Here is a 15,739-nt window from a genome sequence, read left to right on the forward strand (position 1 = left end):
TCTGCTTCTCTAGAAATCTGCCTTTTATCCCACCCTACAAAGCAGATTAGGTTCTCTCCATTCGCTTTTTTAAGCTTGGAAGAGAACCTAATCTGTCATCTAGTTGTTGATTTATTATACAGTACGCTTTGAGGTTAGAGATTTTTATCTCCAATCCATCATAAATAAAGCAAGCAGCATTCGTGTTACTAGATTATCAATTCAAATACCATATAATGCTACACCTTACCATTAATCAGAGGTTGGAAACTTCTGTCCTTGTTCCTTTGTCTTTCCCATTATGCTTTCTTTTTCCACATAAATCGTTACATTCTTAGCAATTTGCAAGGTCACCAACTCATCTTGAATGGAAATAATTTTACCATGAATTCCAGACAGTAATAGAACTTCATCACCAGCTGTTAAAGAAGCTAGATAAGTTTTTCGTTGCTCCATCTGTTCTTGAAGCATTTTTTGCTGACGGAAATGACTGATGCTTGACAGTATAATCGGAGTTCCTGCCAAAACAATCAATATTCCATAAAGTAAAGTCGTATTCATTATGCTAAAATCTTAAGCCAGCTGCCAATAATACCAATGATAACTGTCAGAATAACTAGTTTATAGGTTGTCCATTTCTTTTCTTTGATCAAATAGTAAACCAAAAGAGTAAAGAGAGCTGGCAGAAGCGCTGGTGCTACTTTATCAAGCATACCTTGAATGCTCACGATGCTTTGGTTTGTACCTGCTTTTACTTTTCCAGCGGCAAATGTAATAGGCACTGTCATCTTAACAGAAGTAGCTGCTAGACCTGCAATAACCGTCACGCCAATGATATTAGCAATCCGCGAAATAGTCGCCATTTGCTCACTCAGTTTGTCAATGACAGTTGTTCCCAACTTATAGCCATACAAACCAGTAGATAATTTAATCCCTGTCAAAATGGTATTCATAGCCAAGAAAAACAAGATTGGACCAATGATCAAACCATCTTTCGCAAAAGAAGCTGCGATTGTGGAGAAGAGTGGTGCCAAGCAGAATTGTGAAAGTGAATCTCCAATCCCAGCCAAAGGTCCCATCAATGCCATTTTAATGTTACGTGTTTCTTCTGTGGGACGATCATTTTCTAACATGACTAAGTGTAAACTCGTAATAAAGGGTAGAAAGTGAGGATTCGTATTGTAAAATTCACAATTTTCTTCTAATGCTTTGTAGAGACCTTCTTGATTATCACCATAGTGTTTTTTCAAAGCAGGATACATAACATTTGCATACCCTAACCCTTGATAATTGCTGTAGTTAAAGCCATTTTGTAAAAAGAATGCCCGCAAAGATGTTTTGAGATAATCATTCTTGTTTAATTTAGATCCAGTCATCGTGTGCTTCCTCCTCTACCACATGATCTGCTGTTTTTGGTTTGTTGTAAAATTCGATTAAAGCAAAGATTGTACCTACAATAGCAATACCAATTGTCGGAATTTTTAGATAGGCCGCACAAACATAACCTAGTAATACAAACGGGATCAATTCTTTCTTAGCCATGACAGATAAGATCATTGCAAACCCAATAGCCGGAAGCATTTTACCAGCAACCGTTAAACCAGAAAGTAATACTGGTGGAATGTAGCCTACTAATTTCAGCAAAGTATCCATTGACAGAGCACCCAAGCATCCCAAAGCAAAGCCAATCACAGCAAACAACCAAATCGTCGCATTCAACGTAATTTTGAATTTCTTCATATCACGGTTTTTTAAATGCTTCATAGCTGTTTCTGGCGCACCTGCACGTACCGTATATGCAAAAGTTTGTACAAATTGAATTGCAACGGCAATTGGAGTAGATAGAGCAAGTGCTGCTTCTGGTGTAACTTTTCCTGCACTTGTAATCGCCATCAACGTTCCAAAAATACCAGGTCCGATTGGATTTGGCGGAACCGTTCCTCCAGCACCAACACCAAATCCCATATAAGCCAATTCACCAATTGCTCCCATTGTTAAAGCAGTTGGCAGGTCTCCTAAAATAATCCCTACGCCAAATGACAAAACAATACATCTGTTCGTATAAATCCCTAACAGCATTCCACTAAAACAGAACGCTGTCCATAAACCAATTAAAATCGCTTGAAATAAATTAATTGACATCATGAATCTCCTTTTTTTAAATATAATCCAATATATTTACTTCTACAGCTCCATCATTACCGCTTGGAGTTGTTTTTGTATTAAAAGTTACCTGATAAGACTGACTCAGCTCCTTAATCGCTGCCTTATCCTCTTCTCCAAGGAAAATCGAACGTGTAACCTGTTCTTTTCCTTCTGCATTGTGAATATTTCCAATATTGATTTCCTTAATTGGAACACCACCTTTGACCAAAGTTAGTGCATCTTTCATATCTTTCAAAACAATAAATATCGTTTGAGCAGGATTTGCTTTGTGAATAATATCAATAACTTTTTGCAACGAGAAGAAACGCATGGCAATAGAATCTGGTACAACCGTCTTCATCAATGTTTGTTGAATCTTATCAGTACTCACTTCATCATTTGCCACGATAACTGTATTGCAGCCTAGATATTTCACCCATAACTGTCCTTGGCCATGAATCAATCGTTCATCCACACGGGTCATAATAATATTTGGTGTTGTCATCTCTCTCCTCCTACCAATATAAATTCCAATCTTTATAGAAACGTATTAGAGCTTCCAAGTAATAATAATCGCCCCATATATTGCCTTCATCTACTCCTTTGCCAGAATGCCATGAGTACACTCCATGAAGAAGCGTCGTTCCTCCAGGCTTGTACTGATCACTAGCATAATCTTCTATCAGAGAGCGAAGCATAGCGTGCATCGCATGTTTGTAAATGTCTTTATCTTCATCTACTTCCGGCAAGTATTTCAGCATCTCATGAATCCCACAGACCGCAATAGCTGTCGCAGAAGAATCACGAGACTGTTCACTACCATCACTAAAGATTAAATCCCAATAGGAAACATGATCTTTTGGTAGGCGATTCAAGAAATAATTCGTTACACCTTTGAATAAATCAAAACAAGATTCATCTTTCAAATGGCGATAAGTCAATGGAATACCATACACACCCCAAGATTGTCCTCTTGCCCAGCAAGAATCATCGCTATAACCTTGTCTTGTTACACCTTTTAGAGGATGACCTGTTTCAGGATCGAAGTAAAATGTGTGAAAAGATGAGGCATCATCACGAATGACATTATTGACAGAGGCATAAAAATGTTTTTCTGCAATCTCATAATATTTTTGCTCACCTGTTTCTTGATACGCAAAGAATAGCAACTGAATATTGAGCAAACAATCAATAATCAAACGATAATGTTCTTTCTTACCTAACTCACCCCAAGCCTGAATAAAGCCTCCTTTTTCTTGGTAGCGTTCAATCAGCTTATCTGCTGCTTTTAAGGCAGCCTCTTTAGCATTTTTGTCACCATCCAACTTATATTCACTCATGCACGACGGAGTATAAAGAAAGCCTAAGTCATGGTGATCTAGTTCTACTCTTTTATTGACCCGTTCCAAGAAAGACAAGACATTTTTATGAGCTATTTCTTTAAATTTTTCATCATGACTGTATTCATAAGCCAGCCACAGTTCTCCCGTCCAAAAACCATTGGTCCATTCTGTATTATCCATAATTGGATAAACATTATCAAAGGTTGCGGGAGTCGGGAAGTCTTCCTTAAAATAATCAAGATTTATATCTAACTGCCGAATGACTTTCTCAATTGCCTGTTCTACTTCATTTTTTGTCAAAAGCGGAACTTCTAAAAATCGTTCAGGAGTGTTAATTTCTTCAATTGTAACTTTTTTAATCATTCCTTTTACCTTTTTAAATTCCTGACTCAAAATCTTCTTCTATTACTTCTGAATCATCTGAAAACAACTCTCTGCCATTGACAACACCGCTATGTGCTGCTGCAACTGCTTTTTCAGCAACTTCATCAAATGAAAGTGTCATTCTCGCAAAAACGGTTTCCAGCAACATAGCTAAATTCAAACCTGACAAAACATTCATTTGCAAATCTGGTCTATTTCCCATTATCGTGGATGCCACTTTAAACGGCGTTCCACCTAATAAGTCACACAAGACTAAGACCTCTTCGTCGCTTGTAATAGCAGCTAGAATTTTTTCTTTTAGTTCGTTTGCGGACATGCCTTCCACAAAATCAATAGCATCTACTTTCTCTTGCTCGCCCGCAATCAATTTCAAAGAACTATGAATCCCTGTAGCAAAATTTCCATGTCCTATAACTATGATTTTCATACATTCTCCTCTCTTTTAAGTTTACCGGTTTACTTACATTTTCCATTGTAGCCTATTGTTTTTTACTTGTCAATACTTTTTTCAAAAAAATATTAGCGCTTACATCTCTTTTGAAATCTATATTCTTTTTTAACATTTCATAGATTATTTCCAAAAATCCGAAAAGCAGATTTTTACAAAGGTTCCACTACTTAAATATCAAAAAAACATTTTTTATCGTTGACAAAACCGGTTTACTAGAATATAATCTTGTTAGAATGAAATCTTACTAAATTGAAAGGAAATAAAATATGACAGAAAAAATTTTCTCCATAGAACAATTTTCTCTAAAGGGAAAAATCGCCCTTATCACTGGAGCTTCCTACGGAATAGGTTTTGCCATTGCCAAAGCCTACGCTGAAGTAGGGGCTACTATTGTTTTTAATGACATCAACCAAGAATTAGTTGACCGAGGTTTAACTGCTTATCATGAAGCAGGAATCTCAGCACATGGTTATGTTTGCGATGTTACTGATGAAGCTGGTATCCAAGCAATGGTTGAGCAAGTTGAGCGAGAAGTTGGCATTATTGATATTTTGGTCAACAATGCAGGCATCATTCGCAGAGTTCCTATGTGCGAAATGAGTGCAGCTGATTTTCGCAAGGTGATTGATATTGACTTAAACGCACCGTTTATTGTTTCCAAAGCCGTCATTCCTTCGATGATTAAAAAAGGACACGGAAAAATCATCAACATTTGTTCCATGATGAGTGAGCTCGGTCGCGAAACAGTTAGTGCTTACGCCGCTGCTAAAGGTGGACTCAAAATGCTAACACGTAACATCGCTTCAGAATACGGCAGTGCTAATATTCAGTGTAATGGTATTGGTCCTGGCTATATTGCCACTCCTCAAACAGCACCATTACGCGAATTACAAGAAGATGGCTCACGCCATCCATTTGACCAATTTATCATCGCTAAAACACCTGCGGCACGCTGGGGAAATCCAGAAGACCTCATGGGACCAGCTGTTTTTCTCGCTAGTGATGCTAGCGACTTTGTCAATGGACATATTCTCTACGTTGACGGTGGTATCCTAGCTTATATCGGAAAACAACCAGAATAGAAAGAAGGAATAAAAATGAAAATTGCTTTAATTAACGAAAATAGTCAAGCTGCTAAAAACCACATTATTTATGATGCTTTAAAAGAAACAACTGACAAAAAAGGATATGAACTGTACAACTACGGTATGTATGGAAAAGAAGGCGAAAGCCAATTAACTTATGTTCAAAATGGTTTACTGGCAGCCATTCTCTTAAATACAAAAGCTGCTGACTTTGTCATCACCGGTTGCGGTACTGGTGAAGGAGCAATGGTTGCTTTAAATAGTTTTCCTGGTGTTGTCTGTGGCTTGGCTGTCGAACCAACAGACGCCTATCTCTTCTCTCAAATAAATGGTGGCAATGCTCTTTCAATCCCTTATGCAAAAGGCTTTGGCTGGGGTGCAGAATTAAATCTAAAATTGATATTTGAACGACTTTTTGCTGAAGAAGTTGGCGGTGGCTATCCAAAGGAAAGAGCAATTCCTGAACAACGAAATGCTCGTATTTTAAACGAGGTTAAAAAGATTACCCATAACGACCTGCTAAGCGTTCTAAAAAACATCGACCAAGATTTCTTGAGAGAAACCATTGCAGGGGAACATTTCCAAGAATACTTCTTTGCGAACTGCCAAGATAACGAAATCGCAGCTTACTTAAAAGGACTTCTTGATGCATAAATCCATTTTGCAACCCGAAAGGAATTGACACATGACGAAATTATTGCTATTTGGTGAGCCACTGATTCGAATTACGCCTGTAGACGTTGCTTCTCTTGGTGACCAAGTGGTCAGCACAACTTATTTTGGTGGATCGGAAGTCAATATCGCCTGTAATTTACAGGCCTTAGGAATTTGCACAAAACTTTTTACAGGATTGCCAGATAATGAAATCGGTAATCGATTCCTAACGTTTTTGAAACAGCATGACATTGACACTAGCACTATTTTCCGACTTGGTGACCGACTTGGGGTTTATTATCTGGAAAATGGATTTGGTTGCCGCCAAAGTGAAGTTTTTTACGACCGTAAGCATACTAGTATCAGTCAGATTCGTCCTGAAATGCTGGATATGGACTGCTTGTTTAAAGGAATCAGCCATTTTCATTTCAGTGGCATCACAGTTGCCATTGATGAGCAAGTCCGCGAAGTGCTACTATGTCTTTTGAAAGAAGCAAAGCAAAGGAACATCACCATTTCTATGGATCTCAACTTGCGCACTAAAATGATTTCTGTATTAGAAGCCAAATATGAATTTTCAAAATTCGCTCGCTATGCCGACTATTGCTTTGGAATCGATCCAATTATGGCAGATGAAACAGATCTTGACATGTTTCCAAGAGAAACAGCAAGTTTGGCGGAGATTGAAAATCGCATGCGTCATTTAAAAGAAATCTATTCCTTTAAAGCCATTTTTCATACGTTCCGCTCCACTGATGCACAAGATAAAAATGTCTATCAGGCTTATGCGCTCAGTGATACATTTGAGCAATCTGCCCAGCTAAAAACCGCTGTCTATCAACGCGTTGGAAGCGGAGATGCTTTTGTTTCTGGCGCACTCTATCAATTACTCATGCAAGCTTCTTTAAAAGATACACTTGACTTTGCTGTTGCTAGTGCGACCATGAAGTGTACTCTCGCTGGCGACAGTATGAGCAAATCTGCTACAGCTATTGAAAAATTGCTAACAACCACCAAAGATATTATTCGTTAGGAGAATAGCATGACTAAATCAGATATCATTATTGAATTAAAAACACAAAAAATTGTCGTTGTTGTTCGTGGAAAGACAAAAGAAGAAGGCCTCAAAGCATCTATCGCCTGTATCAAAGGTGGTATCAAAGCTATTGAAGTTGCTTATACCAATCAATACGCCGGCGAAATTATAAAAGAGCTAAACCACCTATATCAAGATGATGCCAGTGTTTGTATCGGAGCTGGAACTGTACTGGATGCTGTAACCGCAAGAGATGCAATGCTAGCAGGTGCTCATTATATTGTTTCTCCTTCTTTCAACTCTGAAACTGCAAGAATCTGTAATCTCTACAGCATTCCCTATATTCCGGGTTGTATGACCTTAACAGAAATCACCACAGCACTAGAAGCTGGCAGTGAAATCATCAAACTCTTTCCAGGAAGCGCTCTAAGTCCAAAATATATCTCTGCCGTTAAAGCACCGATTCCTCAAGTAGCTATCATGGTGACAGGCGGCGTCAATTTGGATAATGTTTCAGATTGGTTTTCTGCCGGTGCGGATGCCATTGGTATTGGTGGAGAATTTAACAAACTTGCCAGCCAAGGTAATTACGAAGCGATCACAACGATTGCTAAACAATATACCGCACTAAAGTAAAAAATCTAGTCCTTTTCGATTAAAAAAAGAAAAACAAGAAATCTATTATTGAAAAATACAAGCTAAACAGGCTAGGAAAATCCTAGCCTGTTTTAACTATCTTACACTATCAAAAGCACCTATAAAGGACGATTTGTCAAACCAGATAACCCTATTTATTTTTTCGTTTTGCTAAGTAGATACCCCCGTTAAGAACTACGACCCCTACAACAATCAAGGCGCCCATAACCGTCGTTCCTGTCCTTGGTAAAATCTTTTGTTTTGGTGCTGGCGGTTGAGATGGATCATACAGATTTTTCAATACAAAACCTGATGCTGTATCCCCACTAATCTCTGAGCGATAAGAAGCAACAACCTCTTCAGTAATGGTATAATGAATTTCTTTTCCATTTTTATATTTTGGTTTATTGGCAAATTCTGCACGCCATTCACCGTTTTCATTTGGTCTAATCGTTTGAGACTCTATCTTTTTCCCGTCAGCCAGCAAATTCACTGTAATATGATTTGGACGTTTTCCGGCTTGATTATCTTTGTCATCCCAATGTTTCACAACCGAGATATTTGTTCTTGCATCATCAAACTGATCTGTAATATTTAATGTATCATTTTTGACAGTCGCTGTATTGTTCTCAGCTTTAAGGATATTCACTTGTCCAGCTGCTGTTACTTCAAAGACAATATCACTAACAACTGTGTAACCATTAGGGGCCGATTCTTCATGGAAAGTATAAATTCCAGGCTCTAAACTTAATTCGTGTGCTTTACCTGACTCTGATGTCCAAGAAGCAACGACGTCACCCTGTGTTCCTTCTCCCTTATAAACATGAAGCTTAGCACCCGCAATCCTTTTACCATTTGGATTTAGCTTACCGATTTTGATCTTCTTATTACCTATTTTTTGATTGACAACTGTTTTTAAAACAGATTGTTCTGTTCCAAAATCAGAAGGGGAAATCTTAAACTCTTCATCAGTTTTTTCATAACCATCTGGTGCCTTGCTTTCTTTCAGGGTGTACTCATCTTTCACAAGATGTGACAAATTCCCCATACCATTCGTATCCGTGGTAATGGTTCCAACCACTTCTTTAGTACGATTGCGAATCACTTGAAACTCCGCATTTGCAAGAGGCTGACCATTAGCATCAATTTTCTTAACCTTAATCGTGAAGTCTTTCCCATCTGCTTTACCGTTAGCTTTTACATAGCGTGTTTCAACTTCTGTAGTTCTATTACCAGTATTGTCGGCTGTTAATTTGGCTTTGTTTGTGAAAGCATCCCCAATCTTTGGCTCACCGTTTAGTTTAACTTTATAATTGATATAATAGCCCTCGTTTGGAGCAATATCGCCAATCTTGACAGTAGCTTTTCGCTCATTTACTGTAATATTAGCTTTCAATTTAGCTGTCACATCTTCTGCATGCTGCAATTCCCACTCAGAAATTTTCGAATTGTAAAGCCATACTCCCTTGATAATCTTGACAGAGTCAGCCTCAATAACACCATTGCCCATAAATTCATCTTCAACAACAGCATTTTTAAAGAGTTCTTGTGTCCGATTTAGCGCTACATCATAACCCAAACGTTCTGGATCATTTGTTAAAGGCCATCCACCTTTTACAATTGAGAATTTTTCGGAATCGCCTGCACCAGCAAATCCTGGACTACCTGCATTTGTAATCTTACCATCGATTTTAAATTCCAAATCGACTTTTCCATTAGCTTTGTGCTCCCGATGATCAAAACGAACATGAAAATCGAATGTCCCTTTAATGTCAGAATGTTTTTCAACATAATCTGTATAGGTCAAGACAATTTTTTTCTTCGCTGCATCAATCTTTGCTACTGCAACAATATCTCCCTGACTGCTTACAATATTAAAACTTTTATTAGGCGAGTTATAAACAAGCTGTTTGGGGAAATCAATTGTGGTCGTATCACCTGCTTCTACCGTATTATTTGGCAACGAGAAGGTTGCACTAACCTTGAAATCCTGCCATTTTTTAAGATCACCCTGTAAAGGTTTACCTTCACTACTTGTGACTTTCATTGACGTAATAACATTCGGAATCGTTTTGGCATGAATCACCTGATTACTTATTATATTAAAACCAAATATCAGTGCTAGCAAAAATAATACAACACCAATTCTCTGCTTGGCTTTTTTTCCAATCTTTAACACTATTATAGTTCCTCCAACCAAATAAAAATCGTAACAATCATTAAATAGTTACCTCATGTATTATATTATATAATATTTTAGTTAAAAATAGGCAACAAACTTCTAATTTTATGTAATTTTTTTTTATTTTTCTATCATCATAACTATTAATTAAGTAACAATCATGACGGAGCAAGATAGACTGAAAGTTACATAATCAAAAAACCGAAAAACTAATCCTTAGATTCTCGGTTTTTGGGGACTTATTTCAATCGAAGACTAAAATAACCGCTTCCCATCAATAGCATACCTACAAGAGGTAAAACGCCGCTATATTCCCCTGTTTGAGGAAGTGTTGGCTGATTTTCTTTCGTTTTTTTTCCTGTCTTTTTTGACGAATCTTCAACAGTTGGTTTTGATGCTAATTCTTTAAAGACACTATCTTTACTAGCAGAGTTCTTTGTTTCTGGATTGTAGTAAGAAACTTTATAGCCATTATTTTCCTTACGAATAGTATAGATTCCTCGTTTCAAAACTTGGAATTTATTGGAAATTGTAGACGCAGAATCGTCATATTTGACAATTCCCCAAATTTTCTGCTTCGCATCATAGACTGCTTGTAATTTATCATTATTTTCAAGAAGACTACCCTCTAAATCTTTCACCATTTGATTAAAAGTAGCACGATCTACATTTGGAATAAGCATATAGCCATAACTATCCCCATTTTGTTTATGCGCCTGACTAATTGTGATAAATTCATTTTGTAATTGAGCTGCTGGCTGAGCATCATTGATATCTTTCCACGCACCTTTTTGGATAGCTTTCATCATTGTAAGATTGCTCTTTTTAAAGAAGAAATAACCAATACTCCTTTTCTTATCTGCAGATTCAAGAAAGACACTCTTCGTTTCATTGTATGCTTGTTCTTTATCCGTCAAGTTCGCTTCCTTATCATTGACATAGACCTTATATGGGCTATTTTTTTCAACCTTTCTTTGCTCAATAGTTGTTGATGCCGCATCCTTTGATGTATTCTTGATATTGCTTCCAAGAAAAGCTATTTTATCATTCAGCATAAACCAACTCTTATGAACCGTTAAAGTTTTGTTCCAGTTAGTGAAGTCCATTGCTGCAGTTGCATTTTTCTCATCCAGTTTATTGGTTCCTACAAAACCAGATGGCAACACTTTCCCAGTTTCTGTATCAGAACGCTTGGCATCTGTCTCTGTTGTTCCTGGCATCTTATAAGGATTCACTGTTGGCCAGTAGCCATTACTATAATGACTCAAATCACCATTATACAGATAAAACATTCCATCACCAGTGTGCCAGCCCCGTTTATTTTCCTTGTTCATACTTTCATAATTTAATGTACGACTGGAGAACATAGATAGCCCAAAGCCAAAATCCTTTTCGGCGTTATACATAGCAGTTTTATCCATATTGTTAAAAGCTGATAAATAACTTTCTCGCGGAGTGACCGGCACTGTAACATCTTTCAACAAAGCTTCCATCAAATTAATATCTTTGTAAGTCTTCAAATTTCTAAAGACATCATGGTAAGTATCAGATTTTACAATTGTCTTTACAAGAGATTTCAGATTTTGTTTTATTTCTCCTTCAGACATTTCGGCAATGCGATGAATCCCTCTAAGTACTTCAACTGCTGCTACATGATCTTCACTATTAGCGCGACTAATAGATCGTCCGCGGCTTAAGTCCATTAATTCTCCATGAACCATCAAGGGCGCAAATGACTTGTTAATCCAATGATACATCGTCTGCATTTTTGCTGTATCAATTGGAGTGTCTGTCTTTTGAATAACTGGTAACAATTGAGATAAACCATCAATTAAAACACTACCGTAAGCACCTGTATAAGCAACATTTGTATGGTCAATGTAAGAGCCATCTTGATAAAAACCCTCGCCTTTATTAACCAAAGTAAATACTTGTTCAATTGAACGAATCGTTGATGAAATTTCTTGATCATCTTTACGCAAAAGACCTGCAATTACTTTAACTCGTCCCATATCAACTAGGTTTCCGCCCAAAGCTTTAAAAGGATTATTTGTTGTTTTTCGGAAATTTTCTGGATCCGGCACAAATTTCTCAATAACATCGGTATAAGTTTTGATTTCATTATCGGAGAAATACTCTTTCATCAAAGATAGCGTATTATTGATTGCACGTGGTGTACCGATTTCATAATCCCACCAGTTTCCAACAATGCTTTTTGAGCTGTTATAGACATTTTTATGAAGCCATTCCATCGCATCTCTTACTGTACGAATAACTTTAGCATCTTGATAATATTGAGACGAAGGATTGGTCACTTGTTTCGCCATTTCTTCTAATTTACGATAAGTAGCAGTTAAATTAGAGGATTTTTGATAGTCTGATAATTCCTTCCAAAGGCTTTTCCGATCAGCTTGTGAATCAATACTTTCTAAACTCTTCTTGACCTTTCCTTCTAATTCTTGGTTCAATTTCTTCATATTGTCATTACTAGAATTATAGTATTGATTTCCGGCAATAATACCATTCCAATCATCCAATCGTTCTGTGTATTTATCCTTTACAGAAGGCTTTACTGTCAAAGGAATCTTTTTGATTTCTTTCCCATCTTTAGAGACTGTGATAGTGGTTGTCCCTTCTTTCAAAGGTTCTACAATACCATTTTTTACAGTCGCAATACTACTATTTTCAACAGTATATGTATAATCTTCTCTAGTGAAGACGTACTTTTTCCCCAACGGCAAATTGACGATTTTCTCTAAACTCTTTTCAGATGTTTGAGATTTGTCAACTGACTGATTGGGGGCTTCCACCAATTCTACATCTTTGAAAGAAACCGTTCCTGTCCCTGTTTCGTAGAATAATTCTAACTTGATCTTGTTCACGGATAAAGTTGGACTATAATCAGTTTCAACCGTCTTCCAATCTTCGGTTCCTTTAAATTCAGAAGAATTCCAGAGTTGTTTCTTGTCTCCTACTTCTTCAATAATTCGGACTTTGGCAATTCCCGTCTTATTTTCCGTTTTAACCTTAAAACGCAATTTATATTTTTTATTTGGCTGTAAATTAACTTCTTGATAAACAACCGCTCGCAAAGTTTCTGTTCCAGAAATAGTAACCGCATTATCTTTTACTTCAATCGTTCTTGCTGAAGTATTGGTAGAGCTTTTTGTAGTATCAAGCCAAGCATTCCATCCAACAGCTTTTACTCCTGTCCAAAGGCCACTTTTTGCTTCTGTTTGACTGAAATTTCCATTTTTTACAAGATTTTTTTCTACCTGTTGCGCTTTTTCAGCAGTAGATTGCTTCTGAGTTTGCTGAGTGGCATTTATTGGTGTTTCCTCTGCTGTAACTGTCAATAAATGATGAAGTAAAAATCCTGATAATGCAAGTGATGACAGACTAAATAGCATCTTTTTTGTTTTTGATTGCATGTATAAACCTCAATTAATTATTCTATAAAATAAAGAGCTATAAATCTCAAAATGAAATTTATTCTTTTAGTAAACCGGTTTATACAAATCATATCATTTTTAATTCTATTTGTAAACGTTTTCTGATAAATATCTGTTTTCGTCTTGTAAATATTATCTGTTTTTTTATACTTCATGACTGACACGACACTTCCTAAACTTTTTTCAATTTTATTGAATATAACAAATCCATTCTAAATGGAAAATCTTTTTAGAATCGACTAATAAGATAAAAACTGTTACAATGAAAGAAAAATAGGAGAGAAGCACTTATGACTAAAATATATGATTTTTCCATTTTCGATCAGAATAATCGATCTATCTCCCTAGAAATTTATAAAGGGAATGTTCTGCTTATTGTCAATACTGCAACAGGTTGTGGCTTGACCCCTCAATATAAGGGACTACAACACCTCTACACCCGCTATCAAAACCAGGGCTTTGAAATCCTCGACTTTCCTTGTAATCAATTTATGGGGCAGGCACCAGGTACAGCAGAAGAAATCAATCGTTTTTGCAGCCTCCACTACCAAACTACTTTTCCACGTTTTGCTAAAGTTAAAGTCAATGGTAAGGAAGCAGATCCTCTCTATATCTGGCTAAAAGAACAACAAGCTGGCCCCCTCGGAAAAAGAATCGAATGGAATTTTACTAAATTCTTAATAAACCGAGAAGGGCAAGTTGTGAAACGATTTTCATCTAAAGCAGAACCTAAAGAGATTGAGGAAAGTTTACAAAAGCTATTATAACATTATAAAAAAGAGCACCTTTCGAGGTGCTCTTTATAAGTATCGTAATTCTTTTGAATTAACGTTTTGAGAACTGACTAGCTTTACGAGCTTTCTTAAGACCTGGTTGGTGGAACTTACATCTCTTTAAATACTAAAAGCCTTTACTATTGCACTTTTATCACTATGTTCTTTTCACTTTATGTTATATTGATTTCAAATAATTTCATCTAAATAAGGTGAATTTTGTAACACTTCCAAAAAAATAAAATACTGAGCTAGGGGTTATCTTATTAGATAAGGTGCTTTTTTATTTCGATTAAATGAATAAAAGAAAGAATATAAAATTGCTCAAAACAAAGAAAAAAGCCTTCAAATCAATGTTTGAAGACCTTTAACTTACCGGAGGCCGGGGTCGAACCGGCACGTCCTTGCGGACACTGGATTTTGAGTGCGATGCTGTTATTTTTTAAGCTAAAAATACTAATTTAATAAGCTTCTTATCATTTTATTCTCTTAGGAACATTGAACTTTTTTGTTTTTTAGATACTTTTTAGAAATCATCCAAAATATCTTAATCATCTCTTCTTTTTTCATAAGCTAACTCATCAAAAGCATAGCCCCGATAGTGTTTGATATTACTTTCAATATTAACCACAGAGAAAATCCCAATTTCAGTAAAAATGTTATAGAAGCTCTATTTTCTGAATGAACTTTTGCTAAAATTTGTTTAATACCTAATTGCTTAAAGGATAATGATATTAATTTTTGTAATGCTTCTGTAGCATACTCCAGCTTCCAAAAGTTTTTATTTAAAGTGTAACCGATAAAAACTTTCTCATTGGTCTCAGGTCTAAAATTAATATTTCCGATTAATTCACTATTTGATTTTAAAAAAAGCCCATATTTTCCTAAAGGTGCTGATAAGTGCCATGTGACTAGACCTTCTTCGGTTTCTTTCAATGTTTTATGAGGTAAATTGTCATATTTAAAGGCTTTAACACTAACCTATCTGTTCCTAATATAATCTTCTTAGAAAAATTTACTAATAATCTTATTGTATTCATTTATCTCTCTTTCTTATATTATAATTAATCTTGATGTTAGTGTGATGTCATGGATACGTTTTGGTAGAATAGTATCTAACCAAAGGAGATGCCCCTGAAATCATACTAACATCATTCCTTTATTTAATGTCTGAATTTATTACTATTATACCCCCTTTTTTATCCGTCCTCATAACAAAAGAGAGTGATTCCTCACTCTCTTTTGTAACCGCTACTTTTATCCTTCATTTTTTCTGCGTGCATACCCTACAATAGCAAGCAAACTTCCTGATATTAGCATCAACCAAGCATACAAAGATAGCTTCACTCCATCTCCTGTTTGCGGAAGATCTTGTTTTGGAGTTGATGGCGTTTTTGATTTTCCAGGCGTTGGTACGCTAGGAGCAGCTTGATCGGTCACCGTTAGCTTGTTACCATCCGCCTTAACACCGTTCCCATTCGCATTCTTGACCGTCACTTTTCCTTGAACATCTACTTCGAATGTGATATCCGTTACGGCCAAGTAACCAGTTGGAGCGGATTCTTCATGGAAAGTATAAGTGCCGGCTTTCAGTTTGATTGTTTCACTTTGACCTGCTT

At 36.5% G+C, this 15,739-nt stretch carries 15 protein-coding genes; 5 read left to right on the forward strand and 10 right to left on the reverse strand.

Annotated elements, in window-relative coordinates; all coding sequences use genetic code 11:
* Positions 1 to 231: 231 nt before the first annotated feature.
* Genes yajC through agaF form a run of 6 tightly spaced genes read right to left on the reverse strand, consistent with a single transcriptional unit; the run spans position 232 to position 4,278 of the window.
* Positions 232 to 540 (reverse strand): preprotein translocase subunit YajC, encoded by a 309-nt coding sequence (gene yajC, locus PCY10_RS09470; RefSeq protein ID WP_003035584.1) that lies wholly within the window; start codon positions 538 to 540, stop codon positions 232 to 234.
* Positions 540 to 1,355: a PTS system mannose/fructose/sorbose family transporter subunit IID gene (locus PCY10_RS09475; RefSeq protein ID WP_003035586.1), complete on the reverse strand. Its 816-nt coding sequence runs from the start codon at positions 1,353 to 1,355 to the stop codon at positions 540 to 542. Before PCY10_RS09475 ends, yajC begins: the two co-directional genes overlap by 1 nt.
* The gene (locus tag PCY10_RS09480) at positions 1,342 to 2,121 is read right to left on the reverse strand and encodes a PTS mannose/fructose/sorbose/N-acetylgalactosamine transporter subunit IIC (protein ID WP_003070605.1); all 780 of its coding nucleotides are present in this window, start codon (positions 2,119 to 2,121) and stop codon (positions 1,342 to 1,344) included. The genes PCY10_RS09475 and PCY10_RS09480 overlap by 14 nt, the downstream gene beginning before the upstream one ends.
* 16 nt (positions 2,122 to 2,137) lie before the next feature.
* A complete protein-coding gene (locus PCY10_RS09485; RefSeq protein ID WP_003035570.1) occupies positions 2,138 to 2,629 on the reverse strand; it encodes a PTS system mannose/fructose/N-acetylgalactosamine-transporter subunit IIB in 492 nt (163 codons plus the stop codon).
* Between the two features lie 10 nt (positions 2,630 to 2,639).
* The gene (locus PCY10_RS09490; protein ID WP_003076002.1) at positions 2,640 to 3,830 is read right to left on the reverse strand and encodes a glycoside hydrolase family 88 protein; all 1,191 of its coding nucleotides are present in this window, start codon (positions 3,828 to 3,830) and stop codon (positions 2,640 to 2,642) included.
* 13 nt (positions 3,831 to 3,843) lie between these two features.
* Positions 3,844 to 4,278: a PTS galactosamine/N-acetylgalactosamine transporter subunit IIA gene (agaF, locus tag PCY10_RS09495; RefSeq protein ID WP_048785488.1), complete on the reverse strand. Its 435-nt coding sequence runs from the start codon at positions 4,276 to 4,278 to the stop codon at positions 3,844 to 3,846.
* 290 nt (positions 4,279 to 4,568) lie between these two features.
* Here agaF and PCY10_RS09500 point away from each other — a divergent pair, with 290 nt between their 5' ends.
* From PCY10_RS09500 to PCY10_RS09515, 4 genes are read left to right on the forward strand one after another with little or no spacing between them, the layout of a single operon-like run.
* Positions 4,569 to 5,384, forward strand: coding sequence for a gluconate 5-dehydrogenase (locus PCY10_RS09500; protein WP_301559011.1), 816 nt, complete (start codon positions 4,569 to 4,571; stop codon positions 5,382 to 5,384).
* A 15-nt stretch (positions 5,385 to 5,399) separates the two neighbouring features.
* Positions 5,400 to 6,041, forward strand: a complete 642-nt coding sequence (locus PCY10_RS09505; protein WP_009569354.1) for an RpiB/LacA/LacB family sugar-phosphate isomerase — start codon at positions 5,400 to 5,402, stop codon at positions 6,039 to 6,041.
* A gap of 31 nt (positions 6,042 to 6,072) precedes the next feature.
* Positions 6,073 to 7,074: a sugar kinase gene (locus tag PCY10_RS09510; RefSeq protein WP_125455691.1), complete on the forward strand. Its 1,002-nt coding sequence runs from the start codon at positions 6,073 to 6,075 to the stop codon at positions 7,072 to 7,074.
* Positions 7,075 to 7,083: 9 nt separating this feature from the next.
* Positions 7,084 to 7,713, forward strand: a complete 630-nt coding sequence (locus tag PCY10_RS09515; protein ID WP_003075974.1) for a bifunctional 4-hydroxy-2-oxoglutarate aldolase/2-dehydro-3-deoxy-phosphogluconate aldolase — start codon at positions 7,084 to 7,086, stop codon at positions 7,711 to 7,713.
* 151 nt (positions 7,714 to 7,864) lie between these two features.
* Here the strand turns inward: PCY10_RS09515 and PCY10_RS09520 are convergent, their stop codons facing one another.
* Entirely contained in the window at positions 7,865 to 9,892 is a 2,028-nt protein-coding gene (locus PCY10_RS09520; protein ID WP_021003189.1) for a SpaA isopeptide-forming pilin-related protein, read from the reverse strand.
* A 242-nt stretch (positions 9,893 to 10,134) separates the two neighbouring features.
* The gene (locus PCY10_RS09525; protein ID WP_021003190.1) at positions 10,135 to 13,326 is read right to left on the reverse strand and encodes a polysaccharide lyase family 8 super-sandwich domain-containing protein; all 3,192 of its coding nucleotides are present in this window, start codon (positions 13,324 to 13,326) and stop codon (positions 10,135 to 10,137) included.
* A 311-nt stretch (positions 13,327 to 13,637) separates the two neighbouring features.
* Between PCY10_RS09525 and PCY10_RS09530 the strand changes: the two genes are divergently transcribed.
* On the forward strand, positions 13,638 to 14,114 hold the full coding sequence (locus PCY10_RS09530) for a glutathione peroxidase (RefSeq protein WP_003076218.1): 477 nt from the start codon (positions 13,638 to 13,640) through the stop codon (positions 14,112 to 14,114).
* A 579-nt stretch (positions 14,115 to 14,693) separates the two neighbouring features.
* Here the strand turns inward: PCY10_RS09530 and PCY10_RS09535 are convergent.
* The gene (locus PCY10_RS09535; RefSeq protein ID WP_052318186.1) at positions 14,694 to 15,056 is read right to left on the reverse strand and encodes a GNAT family N-acetyltransferase; all 363 of its coding nucleotides are present in this window, start codon (positions 15,054 to 15,056) and stop codon (positions 14,694 to 14,696) included.
* A 321-nt stretch (positions 15,057 to 15,377) separates the two neighbouring features.
* Positions 15,378 to 15,739: SpaA isopeptide-forming pilin-related protein (locus tag PCY10_RS09540; protein WP_301559012.1), on the reverse strand; the 362-nt coding region annotated here is incomplete at its 5' end.

This window comes from Streptococcus sp. SI1, from assembly GCF_030439945.1.
Classification (GTDB): Bacteria; Bacillota; Bacilli; order Lactobacillales; family Streptococcaceae; genus Streptococcus; species Streptococcus intermedius.

Bases quoted from the DNA above. Each gene is read 5' to 3' on its own strand.
- PCY10_RS09510 (WP_125455691.1), top strand. From the start codon at position 6,073: ATGACGAAATTATTGCTATTTGGTGAGCCACTGATTCGAATTACGCCT.
- PCY10_RS09485 (WP_003035570.1), bottom strand. From the start codon at position 2,629: ATGACAACACCAAATATTATTATGACCCGTGTGGATGAACGATTGATT.
- PCY10_RS09505 (WP_009569354.1), top strand. From the start codon at position 5,400: ATGAAAATTGCTTTAATTAACGAAAATAGTCAAGCTGCTAAAAACCAC.
- PCY10_RS09530 (WP_003076218.1), top strand. From the start codon at position 13,638: ATGACTAAAATATATGATTTTTCCATTTTCGATCAGAATAATCGATCT.
- PCY10_RS09500 (WP_301559011.1), top strand. From the start codon at position 4,569: ATGACAGAAAAAATTTTCTCCATAGAACAATTTTCTCTAAAGGGAAAA.
- PCY10_RS09515 (WP_003075974.1), top strand. From the start codon at position 7,084: ATGACTAAATCAGATATCATTATTGAATTAAAAACACAAAAAATTGTC.
- PCY10_RS09525 (WP_021003190.1), bottom strand. From the start codon at position 13,326: ATGCAATCAAAAACAAAAAAGATGCTATTTAGTCTGTCATCACTTGCA.
- agaF (WP_048785488.1), bottom strand. From the start codon at position 4,278: ATGAAAATCATAGTTATAGGACATGGAAATTTTGCTACAGGGATTCAT.
- yajC (WP_003035584.1), bottom strand. From the start codon at position 540: ATGAATACGACTTTACTTTATGGAATATTGATTGTTTTGGCAGGAACT.
- PCY10_RS09480 (WP_003070605.1), bottom strand. From the start codon at position 2,121: ATGTCAATTAATTTATTTCAAGCGATTTTAATTGGTTTATGGACAGCG.
- PCY10_RS09475 (WP_003035586.1), bottom strand. From the start codon at position 1,355: ATGACTGGATCTAAATTAAACAAGAATGATTATCTCAAAACATCTTTG.
- PCY10_RS09490 (WP_003076002.1), bottom strand. From the start codon at position 3,830: ATGATTAAAAAAGTTACAATTGAAGAAATTAACACTCCTGAACGATTT.